The sequence below is a fragment of the Rhodobacteraceae bacterium M385 genome (genome assembly GCA_025141835.1).
Classification (GTDB): domain Bacteria; phylum Pseudomonadota; class Alphaproteobacteria; order Rhodobacterales; family Rhodobacteraceae; genus Gymnodinialimonas.
The window spans coordinates 579,291-601,072 of the sequence record CP081102.1; the positions used below are offsets into that span (position 1 = coordinate 579,291).

At 57.0% G+C, this 21,782-nt stretch carries 22 protein-coding genes; 9 read left to right on the forward strand and 13 right to left on the reverse strand.

The features are described from left to right. Positions 1-75: 75 nt before the first annotated feature. From phnE (K3728_02970) to phnD, 4 genes are all read right to left on the reverse strand, one after another. Positions 76-873: a phosphonate ABC transporter, permease protein PhnE gene (gene phnE / locus K3728_02970; protein UWQ96221.1), complete on the reverse strand. Its 798-nt coding sequence runs from the start codon at positions 871-873 to the stop codon at positions 76-78. Then, positions 870-1,661: a phosphonate ABC transporter, permease protein PhnE gene (gene phnE / locus K3728_02975; GenBank protein UWQ96222.1), complete on the reverse strand. Its 792-nt coding sequence runs from the start codon at positions 1,659-1,661 to the stop codon at positions 870-872. The genes phnE (K3728_02970) and phnE (K3728_02975) overlap by 4 nt, the downstream gene beginning before the upstream one ends. Next, the gene (gene phnC, locus K3728_02980) at positions 1,658-2,431 is read right to left on the reverse strand and encodes a phosphonate ABC transporter ATP-binding protein (protein ID UWQ96223.1); all 774 of its coding nucleotides are present in this window, start codon (positions 2,429-2,431) and stop codon (positions 1,658-1,660) included. The genes phnE (K3728_02975) and phnC overlap by 4 nt, the downstream gene beginning before the upstream one ends. Positions 2,432-2,494: 63 nt before the next feature. Next, on the reverse strand, positions 2,495-3,478 hold the full coding sequence (phnD, locus tag K3728_02985; protein UWQ96224.1) for a phosphate/phosphite/phosphonate ABC transporter substrate-binding protein: 984 nt from the start codon (positions 3,476-3,478) through the stop codon (positions 2,495-2,497). A 239-nt stretch (positions 3,479-3,717) separates the two neighbouring features. Here phnD and K3728_02990 point away from each other — a divergent pair, with 239 nt between their 5' ends. From K3728_02990 to K3728_03000, 3 genes are all read left to right on the forward strand, one after another. Next, positions 3,718-4,455 (forward strand): response regulator transcription factor, encoded by a 738-nt coding sequence (locus K3728_02990; protein ID UWQ96225.1) that lies wholly within the window; start codon positions 3,718-3,720, stop codon positions 4,453-4,455. A 4-nt stretch (positions 4,456-4,459) separates the two neighbouring features. After that, positions 4,460-6,964, forward strand: a complete 2,505-nt coding sequence (locus tag K3728_02995) for a HAMP domain-containing protein (protein UWQ96226.1) — start codon at positions 4,460-4,462, stop codon at positions 6,962-6,964. Positions 6,965-7,523: 559 nt separating this feature from the next. Next, entirely contained in the window at positions 7,524-8,432 is a 909-nt protein-coding gene (locus K3728_03000; protein ID UWQ96227.1) for a LysR family transcriptional regulator, read from the forward strand. 9 nt (positions 8,433-8,441) lie between these two features. Here K3728_03000 and K3728_03005 read toward each other — a convergent pair whose 3' ends face one another. From K3728_03005 to K3728_03025, 5 genes are all read right to left on the reverse strand, one after another. Further along, positions 8,442-9,302 carry an amidohydrolase family protein gene (locus K3728_03005; GenBank protein ID UWQ96228.1) on the reverse strand — a complete coding sequence of 287 codons (861 nt, stop codon included), beginning with the start codon at positions 9,300-9,302 and terminating at the stop codon, positions 8,442-8,444. Next, positions 9,302-10,795 carry a tripartite tricarboxylate transporter permease gene (locus tag K3728_03010; protein UWQ96229.1) on the reverse strand — a complete coding sequence of 498 codons (1,494 nt, stop codon included), beginning with the start codon at positions 10,793-10,795 and terminating at the stop codon, positions 9,302-9,304. The genes K3728_03005 and K3728_03010 overlap by 1 nt, the downstream gene beginning before the upstream one ends. A 12-nt stretch (positions 10,796-10,807) precedes the next feature. After that, positions 10,808-11,269: a tripartite tricarboxylate transporter TctB family protein gene (locus tag K3728_03015; GenBank protein ID UWQ96230.1), complete on the reverse strand. Its 462-nt coding sequence runs from the start codon at positions 11,267-11,269 to the stop codon at positions 10,808-10,810. A 79-nt stretch (positions 11,270-11,348) separates the two neighbouring features. After that, positions 11,349-12,299: a tripartite tricarboxylate transporter substrate binding protein gene (locus tag K3728_03020; protein ID UWQ96231.1), complete on the reverse strand. Its 951-nt coding sequence runs from the start codon at positions 12,297-12,299 to the stop codon at positions 11,349-11,351. A 46-nt stretch (positions 12,300-12,345) separates the two neighbouring features. After that, complete coding sequence (locus tag K3728_03025; protein UWQ96232.1) at positions 12,346-12,711, reverse strand: carboxymuconolactone decarboxylase family protein; 366 nt, start codon at positions 12,709-12,711, stop codon at positions 12,346-12,348. A 296-nt stretch (positions 12,712-13,007) separates the two neighbouring features. Here K3728_03025 and K3728_03030 point away from each other — a divergent pair, with 296 nt between their 5' ends. The 6 genes from K3728_03030 to K3728_03055 are packed head-to-tail and all read left to right on the forward strand — an operon-like array spanning position 13,008 to position 18,118. Next, positions 13,008-13,994 (forward strand): tripartite tricarboxylate transporter substrate binding protein, encoded by a 987-nt coding sequence (locus K3728_03030; GenBank protein UWQ96233.1) that lies wholly within the window; start codon positions 13,008-13,010, stop codon positions 13,992-13,994. 38 nt (positions 13,995-14,032) lie between these two features. Then, complete coding sequence (locus tag K3728_03035) at positions 14,033-14,557, forward strand: heme-binding protein (GenBank protein UWQ96234.1); 525 nt, start codon at positions 14,033-14,035, stop codon at positions 14,555-14,557. A 28-nt stretch (positions 14,558-14,585) separates the two neighbouring features. After that, positions 14,586-15,044 (forward strand): tripartite tricarboxylate transporter TctB family protein, encoded by a 459-nt coding sequence (locus K3728_03040; protein UWQ96235.1) that lies wholly within the window; start codon positions 14,586-14,588, stop codon positions 15,042-15,044. Continuing rightward, entirely contained in the window at positions 15,041-16,555 is a 1,515-nt protein-coding gene (locus K3728_03045; GenBank protein UWQ96236.1) for a tripartite tricarboxylate transporter permease, read from the forward strand. Before K3728_03040 ends, K3728_03045 begins: the two co-directional genes overlap by 4 nt. Position 16,556: 1 nt before the next feature. After that, on the forward strand, positions 16,557-17,339 hold the full coding sequence (locus K3728_03050; protein ID UWQ96237.1) for a 2-oxo-hepta-3-ene-1,7-dioic acid hydratase: 783 nt from the start codon (positions 16,557-16,559) through the stop codon (positions 17,337-17,339). 2 nt (positions 17,340-17,341) lie between these two features. After that, a complete protein-coding gene (locus K3728_03055; protein ID UWQ97424.1) occupies positions 17,342-18,118 on the forward strand; it encodes an HpcH/HpaI aldolase/citrate lyase family protein in 777 nt (258 codons plus the stop codon). A gap of 325 nt (positions 18,119-18,443) precedes the next feature. Here K3728_03055 and K3728_03060 read toward each other — a convergent pair whose 3' ends face one another. The 4 genes from K3728_03060 to K3728_03075 form a co-directional block, all read right to left on the reverse strand. Next, positions 18,444-19,250, reverse strand: coding sequence for an alpha/beta hydrolase (locus tag K3728_03060; protein UWQ96238.1), 807 nt, complete (start codon positions 19,248-19,250; stop codon positions 18,444-18,446). Between the two features lie 2 nt (positions 19,251-19,252). Further along, positions 19,253-19,693 carry a cupin domain-containing protein gene (locus K3728_03065; GenBank protein ID UWQ96239.1) on the reverse strand — a complete coding sequence of 147 codons (441 nt, stop codon included), beginning with the start codon at positions 19,691-19,693 and terminating at the stop codon, positions 19,253-19,255. Positions 19,694-19,763: 70 nt separating this feature from the next. Then, a complete protein-coding gene (locus tag K3728_03070) occupies positions 19,764-21,245 on the reverse strand; it encodes an NAD(P)/FAD-dependent oxidoreductase (GenBank protein UWQ96240.1) in 1,482 nt (493 codons plus the stop codon). A 12-nt stretch (positions 21,246-21,257) separates the two neighbouring features. Beyond that, entirely contained in the window at positions 21,258-21,695 is a 438-nt protein-coding gene (locus tag K3728_03075) for a cupin domain-containing protein (GenBank protein ID UWQ96241.1), read from the reverse strand. Between the last annotated feature and the right edge of the window lie 87 nt (positions 21,696-21,782).

The window sequence follows — 21,782 nt, forward strand, 5'->3', positions numbered from 1 at the left end:
TTGGTCACGCGGTCTGTCCTTTGGACGGGGGCAAAACAACAGGGCCGCCGGATGATCCAGCGGCCCTGACCGGCATTACAGAAGTTTCTTGCGCAGCGCGGATGAGATAACTTCACCGGTGATAACAAGGGCGAGGATTGTCAGCAGGACCATCGACACTTCTTGCCATTGGAACGTGTCAATCGCCCCTTGCAGGATGATCCCGATACCGCCCGCCCCGACAAGGCCAAGAACCGTGGATTCACGTAGGTTGATGTCCCACCGCAGGATGCTGATCGCAAAGAACGCGGGCATCACTTGCGGCACGATGCCATACATCACCACCTTGAACCTTGACGCGCCGCAGGCCTCCAGCGCCTCGACCGGATCGGGGTCGATTTCCTCGATCGCTTCGCCCAGAAGTTTGCCAAGGAACCCGATAGATCGGAACATAATCGCAATGATCCCCGCGATGATCCCCGGACCAAAGATGGCAACGAACAGCAGCGCCCAGATGATCGTGTTGACCGACCGCGACGATACCAGAATGAACCTCCCGATCCACAGGCAGACCACATTTGGCGTCGTGTTCTGCGCCGAAATATAGGCGACGGGCAGCGACAGGACGACGGCGATCATCGTGGCGATTGTGGCGATGTTGATGGTTTGCCACGTGGCCTCTAGGATCGACGGCAGATTGGTCGGGTCCGGCGGCACCATGCGGGCGAACAAGTCGACCAGCTGGATCGGCGCATCCCAGACCCATTCCCAGATTACGTCGATGCTGCCTAAGGCCCAGACCACCACCAGCGTGACAGCCAGCAACGCGACATAGCGTTTCATCCGTTGGACGGGGGTAAAACGCGCCCATTCGTGTGTGAGTGTCTGTGTCATGTCATCCGCTTTCTGATCATGCCGCTGACGGCTTCGGAAATCAGGATTGCGCCAACGATGACCATCGTGATGGCAAGCGCGAAGTCGTAGTCATAGCGCCCGAACGCATTGGCAAGGGTCGCCCCGATGCCGCCTGCGCCGACGATACCAACCACGGCAGAGGCCCGCAGATTACTATCGAGCTGATAGATTCCAAGCCCCACAAGACGCGGCATGATCTGCGGCAAGATCGCGTAGATCATCGTGCTAAAGAACGACGCCCCGACCGAACGCATAGCCTCGACCTGACCGAAATCGATCTCTTCGATCCGCTCGGCCAGCAGTTTGGCAACAAAGCCGATGGAATAGACTGTCAGCGTCAGCGCACCGGCCAAGGGGCCAAAGCCCACAGCCTTCACGAAAATGATTGCGACGATTACCGGGTGGAAGCTACGGGCGAGAATGAACGAGCTCCGACCGATCAGATACACAGGCTTGGGCGAGATATTACGCGCGGCCATGAACGCTAAAGGCACCGAAAGGATCATCCCCAACGTCGTCGCAAGGATCGCGATTTTCAGGCTTTCCATGAAGCCCGAGATCAGCAGCCCCGAGCGTTCAAAGCTGGGTGGAAAGGCTCCGCTGAAAATGCGCTGTGCCCGTGTAAGGCCCTCGGCTGTGCGTTCCCAATCAACCGGCAAAGTGGCGATGGTCCCGATCACATAGACCGCGACGGCGATGTAAAACACCCAGCGCACGGTGGGCGATTTAATGAACGGCGGTTTGCGCCAGACGGTTTGGGTGGTCATGCGACGGCACCCATTTCCTGACGGTCCTCGGACGGGGTGCCCGCGTAGATTTCATCCATCTGGGCGGCATCCAGCGCGACAGGCTTGTCATCAAAAATGATCCGCCCGTAGCGCATCCCGACGATCCGGTCGCTGTATTCTTTGGCTTCGGTCACGTTGTGGATGTTGATGATGACAGGCAGGTTCAATTCCCGCGCAAGGTCGCGCAGCAGCGACATGATCTGTTCGGATGTTTTCGGGTCAAGCGAGGCTGTAGGCTCATCCGCCAGCAGAATTTCAGGGCGCTGCATCAGGGCACGCACCACACCGACACGTTGACGTTCGCCGCCCGACAACTCGTCGGCGCGTTTATCGGCATATTGCGCGATGCCTACCCGTTCCATCAATTCAAACGCGCGTTCGATATCTTCAGCAGGATAGCGACGGGTGACGGCGGCCCATGTGGAAATATAGCCCAGGCGGCCGCACTGCACGTTCTCCATAACGCTCAACCGGTCCACCAGGTTAAAGCTCTGGAATACCATGCCCACACGGCGACGGGCGCGGCGCAGCTCTTTCGCGCCCAGCGTCGTGAAGTCGGTGCCGTTCAAGGTGATGCTGCCCGATGTGGGTTCGACCAAACGGTTCACACAGCGCAAAAGCGTACTTTTTCCCGCGCCCGACGACCCGATGATCGACATCAATTGTTCACCTTCAACCGACAGGTTCAGATCCTTCAGGACAGGCGCACCTTTCCCGTATCTTTTCACAAGATTTTTAATTTCTAGCATGTTGCCTCTCAGACGCGCGTACCACCCCGACCAACTGGTCGGAGTGGCATTTCTGCGGGGGGATTAGTTGTCAGCGAGGCCTTGTGGCGTGTATTCAACGCCGTTCGAGGCCTGAATTTCGCGAATGACAGCCCACTGATCCTGATAGGTGATCGGGATAAACCTGCTGACGCCGTCGAATTCGTCACCGAGGGCCGTGCCTTCAAACTCGAATGAGAAAAACGCCTCTCGGATGGTCGCGGCCAATTCCGGATCAAGATCGTGCGCCAATGTGAAGGAGGTTGTCGGGAACGGGTCGCTTTCCCAGATCATGCGCACATCCGCCACGTCATAAAGGCCACGCTCGGCCATGCGGTCCACAACTTCGGAAGCTACAGGGGCCGCGTCGTAGTCACCCGCGACAACACCCAACATGGATTGATCGTGGGAGCCGGAATAGACGACTTCGTAGTCCTCGTCCGGGATCACACCAAGGCCCGGGAACAGCGCGCGCGGTGCCTGGTTGCCGGAGTTTGAAGTGGGCGAAGTATGTGCAACACGCCGCCCGGCAAGATCGGACACTTCCTGAATGTCGCTGTCGGCCTGTGTAAACACCTGAAGGCGGTAGCCGAACTGACCGTCCTCGGCACCCATGATCGCAAACGGCACGGCCCCTGCAAGGTTCACGGCAAATGGCGTTGGACCAGTGGAGAAGCCCGCGATATGCAGACGACCAGAGCGCATCGCCTCTACTTCTGCAGAGTTGGATTGCACCGCGAAGAATTGCACCTCTCTGCCGGTCGCCTCTTCAAGGTGAGCGATAAACGGTGCCCAGATATCAGCATAAACGGCAGGATCTTCGACGGGCGTATAGGCGAACACCAATGTGTTTGGATCATTCAGTTCCGCAGGATCAGTCGGCGTATCGGCAACAAGGTCACCGTTTGCATCGCAATACAATGCATCCAGCGCACCGCGTTCGGTGCACTCCTGTGCGGCGACGGCCGAAACATTGCCAAGCACCAGTAGACTTGCAGCCATAGCTGCATTGGTCATTCTAATAGTCATGTAAATCTCTCCCAATTTCTCTGTCGCACTCTGGTAGGGTCCTCCAACCGCTACCACGCGATCTGGCTAGCCTAAGAGCATCGCATAGGCCTGCGCGAGGACACCTGTGTTAACACTCAGTTACGGTGGTCGGGTTTAATGTTAACAGTGTTACAACCGATGCCTTCGCCCTGTCTTTTCCTTTAAACCCCACGCAGTTTAAGCAACACTTGCACGACGCTGTATCGGGGAGGATCAGGGTGACGCTCGAAAATCAAACCCAAGATCAGTCGCCGCCCGTTGTCGCGATCGTCGATGACGATCAAGAGGTGCGAGAGACACTGTGCGAGTTACTGTCTAGTAGCGGTTTCACACCGATCGCTTGCAAGGGCAGTGCCGATTTCCACGCGCTTGGCGAACCGCCTGCCGTCGATCTTGCGATCATTGATTTAAGGCTGCGTGGTGAATCTGGTTTGGATTTGGCGCTGCAAATCGGCGCGCGGTATGGCTTGCCTATTGTGATGCTGACAGGTGTCGGGGACGAGATCGACAAAATCATTGGCCTCGAAACAGGTGCCGATGATTACCTGATGAAGCCTTTCAACCCGCGGGAGCTGGTTGCCCGCATCCGCTCGGTCCTGCGCCGCTATGGGCATGGCGTGAACCGCGCGCCTTCCTTACTCGAACACACCATCGCCTTCGGGAGCAAACATCTTGATCTGCAAAGCCGCATTCTGCTCGATCAAGCAGGCCACGAAATCCCCCTGACGAACGGTGAATACCGTCTTCTTGAATATTTGGCGCGAAACCCGTCGCGGGTGATTTCACGGCCCGAGCTTTTGTCCGGCCTCGGGTCGGATATGGAACGCTATGTGGACCGTACAATCGATGTGCTGATCCTGCGCTTGCGCCGCAAAATCGAGGACACACCGTCAAAGCCCGTTCATTTGCAGACCAGAAGGTCACAGGGCTACTTCTTTAAGCTAGAGGCCGAGTAGCACCATGCGGCCCGCGTTCCATACGCCTAGCGTCAAGGCGCGGCTTTCGATCGCGATCCTGACGCTGTGCGCGGTGACCGTGATAATTTCAACCATCAGCCTTTTGTCACTGCGCAATGCGGAAAACTGGCTCGACACAATCCACCGCGACACGCTGTCCGAGGTGTCACAAGCCTTGGAGTTTTCGCGCAGCGCCGCCGACCTTGCCACCGCTGCGCCGTTTCTTTTGGCGGTGCAGGTTCCATACCAACGACAAGCGGACGCCGATGCGATTTTACAAACCATCGAGCAATTGGAAACGCTATCTGAGGGCACGGATGATCTCGCTCTACCTCTTGCACGCATCCGTGTCGCCATTGCCAACCTGCTGCGGGTGTCTTCGCCACAAAGCTTGTTGCAGGCCGACATCGCACAAATCGACACCGATTTGGCGCAGCTGCAAGACAGGTTCCAACGGCAAGCCATTTCAACAGAGGCCACCTTAGATGACCGTTTGGTCTGGGCTGCTTTGAGCCGTTTGACCAGCGACGCCCGCAGCGTGACCCGTGCACAGGAAATCCTCGAAGTGGGTGAGATATACCGCCGTTTCAATCGCGGCCGTGCTGCGCTTCCCGACAACGCCATTGCGGCAGATGGCTTGCGGGAAATCGAGGACATCCTAACCCGCCCCACCACCGATCTTTTCCAGCTGAAATACCAATCTCTCACCGCCGCACTTGATGCCGAAAACGCGTTATTTCGCATTCGCCAACTGTCCGGTGAAATCAGCGCTTTTGCGACGTTGCGGGTTGAGGCGGCGCAAGAACGGCTGCGGCTGGCGCGGATGCAAACCTCACGCGATCTAAATTTGGCGCAGATCGGTGTGGCACTGCTGGCGCTGTTTAGTGCCTGCGTTGCAGTGATCTCATCGCTGTTCGTGTCACGCTATGTGACACGCAATCTGCGTCTTGTGGCGGACGGTATGCACCAGCTTGCTGCGGGCGATCATTCCGTCACCGTGCCGACCCGAAATGCGACGGATGACGAGATTGGCCAGCTGTTCCATGCGTTTGGCGTCTTCCGCTCCAACGCGCGCAAACTGGACCGGCGGACCGCGCAAATCACCCGGCAGAACATGCTATTTTCTAGCGTCTTCAGCGGCATAAAGGACGGCGTCGCGATCCTGACACCTCAGGGCAAGATCGAGGCCGAGAACAACAAGGTACGCGCGCTTTTAAACATCCCCTACGACGCCCACGCACAGACCATGAAGGATCTGTTCGCACTGTCGGTCTTCAGTTTGCAAAGCGGGTCGGATGACCGCGGCGGGTACGAAGAATACACCAACCCCATGGGTGACGTGATCGAGGTGCGGTCTTCGCTTCTGCCCGATGGTCGATCCGTCTGGATGTTGTCCGAAGCCACAGAGCGCAAGCGCATCGAAGATCGCCTAGAGGAAATCCGCCGTGTTGAGGCGCTTGGCAAGGTCACGGGAGAAGTGGCCCACGATTTCGGCAACATCCTGTCGACGATTTCGGGCAACCTGCATTTGCTGGAAACATCCAACGCGACCGCCGCGCCCTTCCGTCTTGGACGGATACGGACCGCCGTGGACTTAGGCGTGTCCCTGACGGAACGTCTCGTAGCGTTTGCACGCAAACAACACCTTGAGCCAGAGCTGGTCGATCTAGGCTCATTGGTCGAGGGAATGCAGGATCTGTTGGACATCGCCCTCCCCGAGAACGTGACACTCCATTTGGATCTGGGTGAATCTCCGCTGCATGTGTCGCTCGATCCGGGTCAGCTTGAAAGCGCGTTGCTGAATGTGTGTATGAACGCGGCACAGGCCATGCCCGATGCGGGCAACATCTGGATCACCTTGACGTCGCAGAACCGTCACGCTGTCCTGACGATCAAGGACGACGGCATCGGCATGACAGAAGAAACCCGCCGCCACGCGTTTGAACCTTTCTATACGGCCCGTCCCAACGGAGAGGGCACAGGACTGGGCCTATCGATGGTATACGGTTTCGTAACCCAATCTGGCGGCACAATCGAAATTCTCTCTGCCATGGGACAAGGCACATCCATCGTAATTCGCGTCCCGATTATGGACACGCCACCCGTCGTCAAGCCCAAGATACCTTTTGCAGGTACGGCAATCGTTGTTGATGATAATCGGGAAACGGCGGCTGCCTTAAAGGTCACCCTCGCGACACTCGGTTTCGATACATTGGTCGCGACAAATTACTCGGAGGCGCAAAAAACCATCGAACAGACACGGGAAATAGCACTTTTGGTTTCCGATCTAAATCTAGACCATGGGCATTCAGGGGTGCAATTGATTCACGCAACACTAGAACGACATCCCTTGGCATTTGCCATTTTGATATCATCGCGCCTGCCAGCCCAAGTCCCTGTAATTCAGAAGTTTCACAGTCGTTTCGGGATGCTGCCGAAACCCGTTGATAGAACTGATCTGGTTCATGCTGTGACCGACGCGCGTAGAAGAATAGTAGAGGTCAGTTAACACGCCAATTCGAAAGCGCGGAAGAAGGCCACCCTCCAGAATGTTCGCTATTCCATTAGGAGCTTCATCTGAAGCATCTACAGCGAACGTCTGCTTCCCGCCCTTTGTGTTCTGATAGGCATCGCAACGAGCGCCGACTCCCTACCTCCGGAATCGCAAGAAAACACGTCGCCGCCACGGGCCAATTTGCGTTTCGCATGGGATTTCCGACACCGCCAATTTTACTCGAGTGTTCTTCAAGCAAATGAGCAGCGATCTGGCGCGCTACCGGTGCACCTAGGTGTCCAAAATGTCAGCCGAAGAAGTGTCGATCGCAACGTGGTCGAGAGATGTGCGAACGCGCAAAGTTGCGGTTAGAAATTCACGGCACACGAAAAACTGAGGTTCACTGAGCGTCTTGACTGCACTGCTTGCGCGCCGCACCATGATTGCCTGCCCAAAAATTTACTTAGGGTCTCAAGCCATCTCCCAACCTCCCCAAAATCAAACGTCAGGCGTTGCTGATACGAACGGGACAATGTCTCGGATTCGACCATCCCTGCGACAAATGCAGTGTTTCATGGCGGTTGCACATCTTGGATCATTTAGCCGAGCCGCCAGCGAGCTTGGCTTGTCGCAATCTGCCTTGAGCCAATCAGTTCAACAGTTGGAACACCTACTAAATGCAGAGCTGTTGGACCGGAGGTATCGGACGATCGTGGCAACCCCCGCTGGCGCAGTCCTTCAGCGCAGGCTGCACGGCATCATGGAAGACCTGCGGCAAGCACTTGATGAGGTTCAAAGCGAGGTTAGCAGCGATGAAGGCTCCGTTACGGTCGCGTGCCTTTCTACTGTTGCGACCTTGATTATGGCACCAACGGTCGGTCAGTTTAAGGCCGAGTACCCAAAGGTATCGATCTCCATTCGAGACGAGAACGTAGACGGTATCCTTGACCAGGTGAAATCCGGAAGCGTTGATTTCGCGGTAACTTGCTTATTCTCGGACGACAAGGACATCACGTTCCAACCACTTCTGCGAGATCGGTTTCGCTTCGTGTGCCACCGCGATCATCCATTCGCGAAACGCAAAGCTATACGGTGGCGCGACCTTGATCAGGTCAATCTTGTCGTGACGAGTAGGGGCACCGGAGTGCGGCGGTTGATAGACCGGCATCTTGTCGATTCAAGCGTCCTAGACGCGGCGAAATATGAAGTCTCTCGGGTGCCGTCGATTTTGAAAATTGTAGAAGAAGGGGGCGTGAGCTCTGTACTCCCCGCCCTTACTCTTGCCTCCTTGGATAAAGACAGCGAGCTCGTGCATTTGCCGATGATCGAACCTGAAATCACCCGAGAAGTGGGGATCGTCACCTTATCCGGTGGGCCGCTTTCCACGATCGCAGAACAGTTCCGTCGGAAATTCCTGCAAGTGCTCCGCGATGGACACGACCTATCGCACATGCCGGACATCGAGATTTATGAAGCGTCGTAGTTTTACCCTTCATTCTGAAGGGAAGTAGAGCTTCATAGGATTTTCCACCAAGACCCGCTGCGATTGAGGGCCTAGCCATTCTATGGCTTTGTCCAGCAAATCTGCGTCGTCGGGCATTGGTCCATCGAACAGCATTACGTGTGGCCAGTTCGATCCCCAAACCACGCGCTCGGGCGCGGTATCAAGTACGGCTCTTGCGAGAGGCTCCATATCAGTCCAGTCAGGCCGCGACGAAAGGCGATACCAACTGCAAATCTTCGTCCAGACATGCGGGCACTCGGTTAAAAGTTCGATCAGACAGTGAAACGCCTTACTATCCCGCCCCATATCGCCTGTCGTGCGGGCCATGTGGTCGACCATGATTGGGACCGGGGCCCTTCTAATGGCCGAAGCCAGCCCCAAAATCTCATCAGCTTCGTGGAGGTGGAACAGAATGTGCCATCCAAATGGAGCAATTCGCCGTGCGAGTGCTTCGAACCCGTCGGTTCCGCTTGCCCCGCGCAACATGGACGACAGCCGGACCCCGCGAATGCCGCCTGCATGCAGTGCGGCCAAGGTGTCGTCGCTGACATCTAATGGCACCACAGCAATGCCCCTTGCGCTATCGCCCATGCGTGCCACTGCGTTCAGGGTGACGCTATTGTCGAACCCATGAGCGCCGGGTTGAACAACGACGCTGCGCTCAATGCCCAACGACTGACGGATTTCGAGATACGCCTCCAGCGGAGCATCGGGGGCAGTATAGCTGCGCCCATCTGACATCGGAAATTGCTTCACTGGTCCGACGATATGGCAATGGGTGTCGACAAGCCCTTTGGGCGGGGTCAGTCGCGGTTTGCGAGGGGGCAGAGGGGCAAGACATTCGCGCATTATTTGGCACCTTTACTGGCTCTTGCTCGAACAAGAGCCGTAGCAATCGGCCAGCACAGGATCACAGCCGTAAGGATTAAGAATACAGCCGCAATCGGACTGGTCGCGAAGCGGGTCCAATCATTTTGGAAGACGATCAAACCCATCCTTAAGTTCTGCTCTAGGAGCTTGCCCAAAACGAAGCCAATAATGATGGGCGCCAAGGGATACCCTGCTCTGCGCAGCCCGTAACCCACCAGCCCGGCGATAAATGCCGTGACCATATCGAGTACAGAGTTGTTGAGTGTGTAAATCCCGACGCCAATTAGAATAACGACTCCTGCCATCAGCAACGCATCGGGCAGCCGCAGCAGCCCGCGCCACAGAAAAGCAAAGTACTTCGCCGTTGGAAGCATCAGCAGGTTGATGAACAGCAATCCGATCAGGATCGCCGTTACGATATCTAGGTGCTGCGAAAAGAGGCTTGGCCCAGGAACGATGTCCTGAATGACCAACGCGCCCAACATGATTGCCGTGATCGGATCGCCGGGAACACCAAGAGCAAGCGTTGGGATCAGCGCCCCGCCAGTGACGGCGTTATTGGCGGCCTCACTGGCAGCAAGCCCTTCCGGTGCGCCCTTCCCAAAAGAGCTTTTGTCATCAGAGGATCGGCGTGCTTCGGCATAGCTGACGAAAGATGCGGCAGTGGGTCCAACGCCCGGCAAAACACCGATGAGGGTGCCAATCAGGCTGCTTTTGAAAATCGTGCGTGCCAATTGCCTGAGACGCGCCAAACCGGGAAACACAAAGCCACTGGGGAGCGGGCGCGCCTCGGACATGCGAGACTGGTCGCCCATCCGCCAAAACACTTCAGATAGCGCGAATAGCCCGACCAATAGAGGCACCAGCGAAAGCCCGGCGGAAAGCTCAAACACGCCGAAATTATAGCGCACCTCTCCGGAAAAGATGTCCTGACCGACGACGGCTAGAAACAGTCCCAAGACCGCGGCCAACAACCCTTTCAATTGGTTTCCGGCGGCAACGGACGCGATGCAGGTCAGCGAAAACAAAACCAGAGCCAGCATCTCGGCCGGGCCGAAGTTCAGCGCCCATTGCGCGATATAGGGTGCTGCGAATGCAAGGATGATAAGGGAGATGATCCCACCGGCGACCGAGGCAACAGCCGCAATCCCAAGCGCTTCCCCCACCTTGCCGGATCGCGCCATTGGATAGCCGTCAAGACAGCTTGCCGCTGATGATGGCGTGCCAGGCGTGTTAATCAAAATCGCTGTAACCGATCCGCCGTAGATGGAACCCGCGTAGATCCCCAACAACAAGGTAATCGCAGGTATCTGGTCCATACCGATCGTCAACGGCAAAGCTAGCGAGACGCCCACCGCAGGGCCAAGGCCCGGCAGAACGCCGATGACGACTCCCAGAAACACACCGCCCACCAGCGCCAGGATCGCCATTGGGTCCCAAAGCAGGGCAATTCCGCCGAGAATGGCTTCCATGGTTGCTTATCCTTAATTTAAGAAGTTGGGCCAGTCGGGCAAAGGTGCCTTCAAGGCTTCAGTAAAGACGATCCAGACAAATGCCGCTGTCGCCGCCCATGCAGCCACAACGACAAGCGGACGGCGATATCCGAAGGCCAATGCGAAGGCTGCAAAGAAGACCGCCGACGAAAGGAAAAAGCCAAATGGCTTTAGCGTGAGCATGAAGCCGCCAGCCAAGCCGATCGCAATAATGGCGGCGCGGTTGTCTTGCCCTCCTACCGGGGTCTCAGACCGCCACAGACCGTGCAGAAGAACGGCGCATGTCAGAACCATTCCAAGAAAGATCAGGATGCGGGGATAGAAAATCGGGTTGTAGGCCGCGACTCCGTCAGTTCCACTTAGCGACGACGTTGCCGTCCACAGCAACATGCTTGCCCAAAAGAACACGAAGGCAATGATTGATAGGGAAAGAGGGGTCAAAATACGGCGCATGCTGGGGCCTTTTCCGTAGGGCGTTCAGCCACGACCCAGAGGTATTTTCGGGTCCGGGTCGTGGCTATCGTGCGCCAGCTCAGTTCGAAGCGTCTGCCAAGAAGCTGCCGATGGAATTGTATTGAGCAGTTAAGGCCTCGGCAAAGTCCTGACCGATCTCACTGACCGGAGGCATGCTGTATTGGCCAAGCACCTCGTTGAAGCTGGCTGAACCTTGTGCCGAGGCGCAGGCTTCAACCAATCGGTCATAATGGGCCTCTGGCAGGCCACGCGGCGCCACGATTGCTCCGGTCAAGCTGTGCACGACAGGCGTTCCAATCACTTCGCCTACGGTGGGGACATTTGGGTTTGGCACCCGTTCACGAGACATGATGGCGATGGGAGTCAGCAGCTCTGGGTTGCCAAGCGCCGTTCCTGCGGTGATGGGCGCGACGTTAATGACGCCGGACAGTAGGTTCTGAACGGCGGTCTGCTCACCGGTCATTGGCACCCCGAGCGCTTCGAAATCAGCGGCAGTTTGCAAGGCGCTCATTGCGATGTCCTGCAAGGTGCCGGGGCCTTCACTATAGAAACGGACCCCTGCTGGGTCGCCCTCGGCAAGCAGCATCAGCTCATCCAATGATGTAATCCCGGAAGAGGTCGCCACAGTCAAAATCAACGGATTATCGAAGCCTCGACAAATCAGATCGAAGCTTTCCAAATCGTAGGGGAGATCAACTGTGTGGGGGCGCATCAAGAGCGGCGTGGACGTGAGAATGCCGATCGTATAGCCATCCGCGTCTGCACGGGCGAGATCAGCGGCACCGACGGTGCCAGCAGCACCTTCGCGGTTCAGCACCGTGATCTCTTGCCCAAGTTCCTCGGACATTGAAGTCGCAATGGCCCGACCGATCAGGTTGCTCGCCCCGCCCGGAGGGAACGGCACGATGAACTCTAGCGACCGTTCAGGAAAAGTTTGCGCCGCGACGGACGTGACAGAGCAAGCTGCCATCGTCAAAGCGCACATCAATAGAGTAGTTTTCTTAGTCATTTTCTTTCCTCCCAGAAAAATGTGTGAACCCTCAAAGCTCGGCGGATCATGGTTCAGATGCGAAAACGTCCGCGAGAATTTCGCCGGCGTGATTTGCGGCGGCGAGGCCGCGAAACAAAAAGGCAATGTGAACAGTGTCGATCAGATCTTCCGCCGTTGCCCCGGCTCGAAGAGCGGCGCGTGCATGGTTGCCCGCAGCATTTGAGGTCTGAACAAGCAGGATAGCGAAAGAGATCAGTTGCACCGTCTTCTGATCCAAATGCTTCGGATCAAGGAACTGCGCCCGCACGGTTTCCAACCGTTCCAGCGCTTCAGGATCCCTCTCCTGCATAAGCTCAATGCGCTTGGCCACCTTAGGCGGAACGCGGCCAATCATACGTTCGTAGCCGCTCAAAATCTCATCAATGTCCACGTAAATCTCCTTGCTCCCTTCCCCTTAAGAGCCCTCCAAATGCACAATGGTCAAATTGGAAATTCGGCGCTGCCTATAAGTAAAATGGAAGTGGCAATGCGAATTGCCCCTCGGGATGCCGTAAGTTGGCCGAGACGAAGTGCGAAGTATCGGAATTTTCGATACCACCTTCCAAAGAACCCATTTGACGTCAGCGCCGCCGTGGGATGTCATGGCGGCAAGGTCTGGATCAATGGGGTTGCATTGATACGGATATCAACGATCCGAGGCTTGACTTCGACTAGGGGAGAACACTTATGACACTTCGATCTTTGAGCCGCCGGGCCGCTCTACTTGGGGCTGCCTGCGCTTTTGGCGTCACCACGTTTCAAGCCACGGCGCAGGGCGCTTATCCGTCAGGACCGGTTACGATTGTCGTAGGGTTCTCCGCCGGTAGCTCTACCGATGTTGCGGCCCGGTTATTGGCGGCGGAAATGTCTGAAATTTTGGGTGAGCGCGTCTTGGTGGAAAACCGCCCGGGCGCAGCCAGCACGATTGGCACCCAAGCCGTCGCTTCGGCTGAAGCGGACGGGCACACCCTTTTGATGGGAACCGTTGCCAACACGATCGGAACTGCTTTGGGGCGCGAGGTTGAGTTCGCCTTTCCTGGCGATTTCGCCCCAGTGGCCCTCGTCGGCGCCGTTCCGATGATCGTGACAGTGCACCCTGATGTAGAGGCCACGACGCTGGCTGAACTTGTTTCGTTGATGCAAGCGGGCGACCCGCCGATGTTGTATGGGTCAGCCGGGGTGGGGACGGCGCCACACCTTTCCGCAGAACTCTTTGCGTCTTCGGTGGGCGCGGGAATGACCCACGTACCTTATCAAGGCAGTGGCGATGCCGTGCGGGATCTAATTGAGGGGCGCATCGACCTTGTGTTCGCGCCACAATCCTCGGCTGCCTCGGGAATTCAGGACGGCAGTTTGCGGGGCCTTGCCTCTACCCTGTCTCGTCCTTCGGCGATGTTCCCGGACTTGCCCACTGTCGCTCAGGACACCGTTGATGGCTTCGACACATCTGTATGGTTCGCCCTCATGGCGCCCGCGGGTACGCCAGACGACGTGGTTAGTGTCTTGAACGAGGCTGTGAATGCGTCCCTCGCGACAGATTCCGTCAGCCAAGGCATGTCGACCGCCGGCATAGAGATACTTGGCGGTAGCTCTGAAGATCTTGCTGCCTACATCGACACCGAAATTGCGAATTGGTCCGCGGTTGTTGAGTCCGCAAACATCACCTTGAACTAAACTTGTCAGGCTCAGCCCAAAGCTCGGAGATCACTTGAATGCGCCAATTGTCACCAAAAGAATGCCGTCCCTTCTTCGATGCAGTAGAGGAGAAGGCGACCCAAATGGGCGCTCCGATTGCGACCGCGATCGTCGGTCCCGAGGGCCATCTGATCGCAGCAGAGCGGATGGTCGGGGCAGGTTTCATCACCGCCGACACTGCCATTGCGAAGGCTTATACAATTGCTGCCTTTCGCTCGATGAGCCCCCGGTTCCCTGACGGCTTGGTGATCCAAAAGTGGTTTCAGCAGCGCAATCCGCAATTTCTCATCAACGCTGCTGTTCTAAGTAATGGCCGCGTAGCAGCGTCCGGCGGCATGGCTCCGATTTTTGAAGGAGACGATATCGTGGGTTTCTACGGGATTAGTGGAGCGACCTCGGATCAGGATGAAGTGATGGGGCGCTACGCCCGCGAGAAAGTGGGCTGGCGTCACGAGCCTGAGAACGACATTATTCCCAAAGAGACGCGGGATCATATTCGTGAGGTCTACGAGACCATCGGCCTGAGCGATCGGCTCGACTGACCAAGAGAGCTTGGAAGGAACCAAATTCATGTCAGATCGCAGCGCCCCCTTCTTGGGGCAACGGGACGTCTTGTGCGGACTGACGGTCTCAATTGTGGGCTTGGCCGCCTGTTTCGAGGCTTGGGACTATTCATTCGGCTCCCTTGCCCGACCGGGCCCCGGTTTCCTTCCGGTGTCCTACGGGATGATCCTGATCGCCTTGGGCTTGGCCATCGCCTATGTCGGGCGGAATGTCCAAACGCGAGTGGAGAAGCCTGCTTACGTTCCGGTGTTCGCCATTTCGGGCGCTCTGCTGTCATGGGCATGGCTGGCGCCACGTGCTGGAATTGTCTTGGCGACAGTGCTTCTAGTGGTGATTGCGGCATTGGCTAACGGTAGACCAAAACCTACCGAGATAGGTTTAATCGCAATCTTCACATCAGCGATAACGACGGCAATTTTCGTCGGTGTCTTGGGCGTGCCCCTACCTGTTTGGCCGTGGTCATGATTGATGCTTTCAGTGACCTCGCCAACGGGTTTTCCGTGGCCCTTACCCCAGAGGCACTTGGTTTTTGCTTGCTGGGCGCGACCATTGGCATGTTCATCGGTGTACTTCCGGGGATCGGTGCGCTTGCCACGATATCAATTTTGCTACCATTCACGTTCGGCTTGGACCCCACCCACGGGATGATCATGCTCGCCGGGGTGTTTTATGGCGCACAGTACGGTGGGTCGGTCGCCTCTATCCTTCTCAACCTTCCGGGCACTGCCTCGACAGCGGTAACCGCCCTAGACGGCTATCCGATGACCCAGAATGGGCGTGCAGGTGTGGCGCTTTTCCTGACGACGATCGTGTCGTTCCTAGGTGGGTCAGCTGCAATCCTCATGATGACTTTTCTCGCGCCAAGTGTCGCCAATCTGGCCAGGGAATTCGGATCGACCGAGTACTTTTCGATCATGCTTCTGGCTCTTGTCGCTGCGGCCACGTTGGCGCCGGGCTCGATGATCAAAGGGCTTGCGATGGTGGTCTTTGGCCTGCTTTTGGGCACCGTCGGCACAGACGTAACAAGCGGCAGTTTCCGGTTTACATTCGGTGTCTCAAGCGTAGCCGACGGGGTGAGCCTTGTCATCGTTGTCATGGGCATTTTCGGGATGGGAGAGATCCTTTCGAACCTCGGAAATGGGGCACCAGACCGCGTACCACAAGCCCGCGTGTCGCTTCGGTCAATGATCCCAACCCGGGATGACATGCGCCGCAGCGCCGGCCCCACTTTGCGTGGGTCACTGACAGGGATTGTGACTGGCATTTTGCCCGGCCTCGGGCCGCAGGTGGCGGCATTCGTGGCCTATGCAATTGAGAAACGCGTCTCGAAACGACCTGACGCATTTGGCAAGGGCGCCGTGGAAGGGGTAGTGGCCCCCGAGGCGGCCAATAATGCGTCTGTGCAAGCTGCCTTTATCCCAACGCTCACTCTTGGAATTCCGGGTGATGCCGTCATGGCGGTCATGATGGGAGCCTTGATGCTGCACGGGATTCTTCCTGGCCCGTCGTTGATTGCAAATGAACCGGATTTGTTCTGGGGGCTGATTGCCAGTTTCTGGGTCGGCAACGTGATTTTGTTGGTCCTGAATATCCCCCTCATCGGCCTTTGGCTGAACGTGCTTCGGGTGCCTTATCGTATCCTCTACCCCGTGATCATCGCCCTAATCTGTCTGGGAGTATTCTCGCTTCGCAACAATCCGGTCGATATCGCGCTGGTCGTTATCTTTGGATTGGTCGGATACGGTATGATCCTACTTAGGCTTCCTGCTGCGCCGCTTTTGCTGGGCCTCGTGCTGGGTCCACTTATTGAAGAGCATCTTCAACGCGCGCTCATAATCGGTCGTGGCGACCCCATGGTGTTCTTGGAAAGCCCGATCAGCCTTTTGTCGCTACTGGCGAGTGTTGTTTTGATTGGCCTCAGTTTTAGACGCCGCCGCCCATCCGCCGCTGTGCGCCCCCCTCAAATAGGAGACTAAAATGCTAACCGAAGACCAACGATCCGCTGTGGTGGAGTCGCTACTGGAGTCGCATCGCACCAAGGTACAAGGGCAACGCCCGTCCGAGATGTTCCCGGAGATCGAGATCCAAGATTCCTATGCGATTTCGTCAAAGGTGGCCGAGCGCAAGCAAGCCGATGGCGTGACGGTTGTGGGACACAAGGTGGGCCTGACGTCGAAAGCGATGCAGGCAGCGTCGAAGATTGATGAGCCCGATTATGGGTACATGTTCTCGGATCTGGTGTTGCAAGACGGCGCCAAGGTTCCTTTCGAGAGTTTCTGCGTGCCACGGGTTGAGCCAGAATTAACCTTTATCTTGAAGGAGCCTCTGCAAGGACCGGGCGTCGGATTGGTTGATGTGCTGCGCGCGACGGAATGGATCGTGCCGTCCATTGAAATCATTGATGCCCGCGTGACGGAACCCCGTCGTATTTTCGATACGGTCGCCGACAATGGTGCTGCGGCTGGTACGGTTCTGGGTGGCCGCCCCGTCCGCCCCGACGATGTGGACCTGCGTTGGGTTGGTGCGATGTTCTACCGGAACGCGGAAATCGAAGAGACAGGACTTGCCGCCGGTGTATTGGGCCATCCAGCCATGGCGATTGCATGGTTGGCGAACAAGCTCGGCCCGATGGGCACCGTGCTGGAACCCGGTCACATGGTCCTGTCTGGCAGCTTCACTCGGCCAGTATGGGCAGGCAAGGGCGACACGCTCCATGCGGATTTCGGCCCATTGGGCTCTGTTTCGGTACAGTTCACATGAGCGTGCCATCCCCCCGCAATACCTTCAAATCCCGGCTTCTGGCGGGGGAGGTCCAATTAGGGCTGTGGATGAGTCTAGGCAGCGCCGCGGCAGCAGAGGCACTATCATTGGTGGGCTACGATTGGCTCTTGTTCGACACAGAACACGCCCCCGTCGACACACCACAGATGCAACCGATCCTTCAAGCGGCCGCGGCGGGTGCGTCCGCTAGTGTTGTTCGCCCGGCGTGGAACGACAAGGTCTTGATCAAGCGTACACTTGATATCGGGGCGCAAACGATCCTGGTTCCCTTCGTTGAAAACGCCGCCGAGGCAGCAGCGGCAGTAGATGCCGCCCGTTACCCCCCCCAAGGATCGCGCGGTGTCGCTGGACTGACTCGCGCCAGCCGCTTCGGCCTTACCAATGATTATTTCGAAACGGCAAATGAGAATACGTGTGTCTTGGTCCAATTGGAAACTCCCGCAGCCCTTGCCCAGATCGAGGAAATCGCGGCGGTGCCCGGCGTAGACGGCGTGTTCATTGGCCCATCAGACTTAGCCGCCGGCATGGGCTTTCTGGGAAAGCCCGGCACCCAAGTCGTTCAAGACGCCATTCGAGATGCTGCGGATCTTTTGCAAACGCTCGGGAAGCCGGCTGGCATTCTCGCCGTGTCGTCCGATGACGCTGAACGCTATCTCTCGTGGGGTTTCTCGTTTGTTGCAATTGGCATCGACATCGCCCTCCTTCTAAGGGGCGCGGAGGGCCGGTTGGCTGAATTCGCCTCCAATCGTAGCGATTGATGGCCCGCAAGTGCCGATGCGAACGCCGCGATGTGAAAGCAGCGCATCACGTATTCGAATAACCTTTGGCAAATGCTGGACCAGACTGCTGCCAGATAGATGAACCTGCGCTCGCGTCGTTTAGCACGCGCGGGCGCCAATCCGGGGAATAACACGCCTTGCGTGCAAGGCGCTATTGGCCTCAACAGCGGCATCCTCAGGGCATGTGGAAGGGTTGAACGGTCACATGGAACCTGCGTTTCAAAGTAGCTTGGGACCAGCATGGTCGCAGGGTGGAACACTGTTTGATGAACCGCTTGGCGCAGGGCTCTTCGCTCCCGATTTCTCAGAACAATAACCTCCGGCACAATGGGCTATCGTGAGTTTTCAGAGCCTCGATAACGGAAAAATGGTGATGCACGCTGTCAATCACAAGGTCGGTCTTAGCATCCAACCCCTGCCAAACAGTAGCCAGCAACTGCGCCTGACGTAAGAATTCGGGCCGCTCCCCTCCGCCGGTCCAAGCCGTAATGCGGGCGTTGGGTACGGGGCGATGCAGGATGGCGCTTTCAGCTGCGGCCTCAGCTTCATCTAGGTGCAGAGTGTCGTTCATCGCTGTGCGCAAAAGGGGCCTGAGGTCGTGTAGGCCACTGATCGACACTACGTTTTCGATGCGCGCGCGGGTCTCGGGCGCAAGCGGCGTGTCTTCGCATAGCATCCGTGTCACCAGATGACCCCCAGCCGAATGCCCGGAAAGACGGATCGGCCCCGCCACGCGCTTTGCAGCAACGTCGATCGCCGCAGAAACTTGCCGCGTCATTTTGGAAATGCGGGCGTCAGGGGCCAGAGTATAGCTGGGTAACGCCATCGCCCAACCTGCGGCGCGGGCACCTTCCGCGAATTGCGTCCAGTCCGATTTCGACAATCGCATCCAGTACCCACCGTGAACAAACACAGCAAGCCCTTTGGGCGCACCCTCGGGCCAGACGATATCAAACCGTTCCCGGGGGCCGTCGCCATAGGGGATGTCGGTCTCAACCTGCACGCCACTGTCACGATAGGCGGCTGCCTCCGCGGCCCAGTGGGCTGGCAGAGCGTGCGACCCTGCTACGTGGCTCATGTTGTTGAACGCTATGTCCCAATCTGTACGCATCGCTATTCATTTGCCTCTGGTGGGAGGAAATCAACGTCATGGGCGGCAAAGACTTTCACGACTTCATCTACATCTGTCATATTGTGCAACTGCTCGAATAGGTCTTTCAGCTTGCCCGCCGGAGACACCCAGAACAGTGCGCGGCAGGGCTTGTCGGACTTGTTGAAGTACCCGTGCGGGATGCCTTTTGGCATACACACCAGATCGCCGGCTTTGGCTTTGGTCCATTCACCGTCCAGCTTCAGGTCCAACTCGCCCTCCTGTACCAGGATGAATTCATCCTGCGTGGGGTGGATATGGACGGGCACCGCTTGCCCAGGCTCTGAATTCGTCTCGAAGGCGAATGTCGAATCGCAATGGGCTTTGAGGTAATAGGTCTGGCCCAGAATACTCAGCTTCGTGCCTTCGCCGTGGGCAGTGATGCCTTTGCTTAACTCTGGCATGTGATGTTTCTCCTTTTGGGTGCGAGCGCCGTTGAATGGCCGACCGCCGCGCGTTGGCGGTCAGCCTGCCTTACCCAGCCTGATATTGCGGCGTCGATGCCAGGAACTGGCCGTAGGCTGCATGGTTTGGGTAGCTGAATTGCTCAGCCAGCGGATTTGAGCGGGTTTTCTTCGTGGCCCCCATATCCGCCAGCAACTCGTCGAAATGCTTGAAGTGGAACGGGGCCGAACACAGACCGCCATAGATCTTCGCCGCGGGCCTTTCGTTTCGCTTCCAATCCAGCATCATCTCGATGTTGTCGTTCATGTCCTGCTGGGACGGCATATTCACCAGTTGCCCGTCCATGTAGCGCACAAGCCAGTTGGCGATCATCTCGGCAGACAAGACCGTGCAGAAGGAAGAGTTGAAACCGACAAAGCCCATGTCCGGCAGGTCAGGGTTCACGGCAAGACGGTAGACACGGTACTGGCCGTCGTCTTCGATCAGTTTCGCTTTCTCGGTTTCCGGCAGATAGGGCACGCCCAGTTTCCACCCCACGGCAAGGATCGATACATCCGCCTGCACCCGGTCGGCCGTTGTCATCACGATGTCTTTGCCGTCATATTTCACGTAGGTGCCCTGGATCGGTTTGATCTTGCCGGATTTCAGGTTCTCAAACAGGCCCGGCGTGACAATCGGCACGGAACAAGAGACGTCTTTTTCAATCGGCGTCTTGGGGACCATGTTATATTTTTTCAGGCCCAGTTGCGCTTTCAGCAGAGTCTCCAAGCCACGAAAATTGGCCCAGACCAAAGGCTTGAAGACCGCAGCAATCGCCCGTTGCAGGCCAGATTTACCCCACATGTTAAATTGCTGCTCTTGCGCGCGAATATAAAGGATGCGCTTGAAGTTGATGCCACCGACGAAATACGGGACGCGCCAAACCGGCTCAAGATAGACCCATGTGACTTGCGATGCGCCGTTCTTGGCTGCATTGACCGCGATATCCGTCGCAGACTTTGACCCGCCAAGCACGACCACGCTTTTGCCCTTCACGATGGCCGGGTCGGTATATTCTGACGAATGCATGACTTTGCCACCGGCCGTGACAAATTCTTCCTGGCCGGGATGGGTCAAGATATTCTTGTCAGAGAACTGGCCGGTACAAACGCTGACGAAGTCAAAGTCTTCGGTCCACTCATGGCCTCCGGACTCAAGGGTCAGGGTCCAGCCCCCCTCGGCACGCCGATCCATGGATTTGACGTCCGTGTTTAGCCGAAACAGGCGCCCGAGATTGTGCTTTTCGGCATAGGAATGCAGGTAAGCGTGCACTTGCGGGCCTTTGGGCCATTCAGGGTAATCGTCAGGCATCGGGTGATCGGTGAAACAGTACAGATCCTTTGGCGACTGCGTCTGCACATCGGGGTAGGACCGGGACAATTCCCACACGCCGCCAAAGTCATGGCTACGTTCAAACCCGCATACGCGGTGCCCACGCTCATCAAAGGCTTTGGCGGCGGCCAATCCGCTGACCCCGCCCCCAATAACTGCAACTTTCTTTCGCGTTACCATCGCTGGTGCCCCTTATTCTGCGGGAGGTGGCAAAAAATCCACCTCGTTCATTGCGGAAAGGCGCACCAATTCTTCGGGGTCAGTGACACCGTCAAGCAAGCCGAACAGATCAAACAATTTACGCGACGGCGCGACACCGAAAACGCAGGTCGCATCACCACCAGAGCGGTTGAAGATGCCATGGGCCACCCCCATTGGCATGTGAATCGTATCGCCAGGACCCGCTTTGTGGACATCACCGCCAAATTCGATTTCCAGATTGCCGGAGAGCATGTAAATCCACTCATCCTGTGTCGGGTGAATGTGCGGCGGTACGAATGTTTCGTTTGGGATATGTGCGTGCCAGATGAAAGCATTCGGGGTTAGTAGCTTGGGCGTATAAGTATGCCCCACCACATTCCAGCTTTTGCCATCCATCCCGTCTGCGCTTGGCGTGATGCCCTGTTCCATTTTTTCAACCTTCTTCGTTATGTTTGACCAAGACTGCCGCAAGATGCCCGCAGGCTTTATCCACATTGCGAATCCAAAATGTTTGAA

Bases quoted from the DNA above. Each gene is read 5' to 3' on its own strand.
- phnE (UWQ96222.1), bottom strand. From the start codon at position 1,661: ATGACCACCCAAACCGTCTGGCGCAAACCGCCGTTCATTAAATCGCCC.
- K3728_03065 (UWQ96239.1), bottom strand. From the start codon at position 19,693: ATGCCAGAGTTAAGCAAAGGCATCACTGCCCACGGCGAAGGCACGAAG.
- K3728_02995 (UWQ96226.1), top strand. From the start codon at position 4,460: ATGCGGCCCGCGTTCCATACGCCTAGCGTCAAGGCGCGGCTTTCGATC.
- K3728_03040 (UWQ96235.1), top strand. From the start codon at position 14,586: ATGTCAGATCGCAGCGCCCCCTTCTTGGGGCAACGGGACGTCTTGTGC.
- K3728_03015 (UWQ96230.1), bottom strand. From the start codon at position 11,269: ATGCGCCGTATTTTGACCCCTCTTTCCCTATCAATCATTGCCTTCGTG.
- phnE (UWQ96221.1), bottom strand. From the start codon at position 873: ATGACACAGACACTCACACACGAATGGGCGCGTTTTACCCCCGTCCAA.
- K3728_03035 (UWQ96234.1), top strand. From the start codon at position 14,033: ATGCGCCAATTGTCACCAAAAGAATGCCGTCCCTTCTTCGATGCAGTA.
- K3728_03045 (UWQ96236.1), top strand. From the start codon at position 15,041: ATGATTGATGCTTTCAGTGACCTCGCCAACGGGTTTTCCGTGGCCCTT.
- K3728_03060 (UWQ96238.1), bottom strand. From the start codon at position 19,250: ATGCGTACAGATTGGGACATAGCGTTCAACAACATGAGCCACGTAGCA.
- K3728_03020 (UWQ96231.1), bottom strand. From the start codon at position 12,299: ATGACTAAGAAAACTACTCTATTGATGTGCGCTTTGACGATGGCAGCT.
- K3728_03010 (UWQ96229.1), bottom strand. From the start codon at position 10,795: ATGGAAGCCATTCTCGGCGGAATTGCCCTGCTTTGGGACCCAATGGCG.
- K3728_03005 (UWQ96228.1), bottom strand. From the start codon at position 9,302: ATGCGCGAATGTCTTGCCCCTCTGCCCCCTCGCAAACCGCGACTGACC.
- K3728_03050 (UWQ96237.1), top strand. From the start codon at position 16,557: ATGCTAACCGAAGACCAACGATCCGCTGTGGTGGAGTCGCTACTGGAG.
- K3728_03030 (UWQ96233.1), top strand. From the start codon at position 13,008: ATGACACTTCGATCTTTGAGCCGCCGGGCCGCTCTACTTGGGGCTGCC.
- phnD (UWQ96224.1), bottom strand. From the start codon at position 3,478: ATGACTATTAGAATGACCAATGCAGCTATGGCTGCAAGTCTACTGGTG.
- K3728_03075 (UWQ96241.1), bottom strand. From the start codon at position 21,695: ATGGAACAGGGCATCACGCCAAGCGCAGACGGGATGGATGGCAAAAGC.
- K3728_03070 (UWQ96240.1), bottom strand. From the start codon at position 21,245: ATGGTAACGCGAAAGAAAGTTGCAGTTATTGGGGGCGGGGTCAGCGGA.
- phnC (UWQ96223.1), bottom strand. From the start codon at position 2,431: ATGCTAGAAATTAAAAATCTTGTGAAAAGATACGGGAAAGGTGCGCCT.
- K3728_03000 (UWQ96227.1), top strand. From the start codon at position 7,524: ATGGCGGTTGCACATCTTGGATCATTTAGCCGAGCCGCCAGCGAGCTT.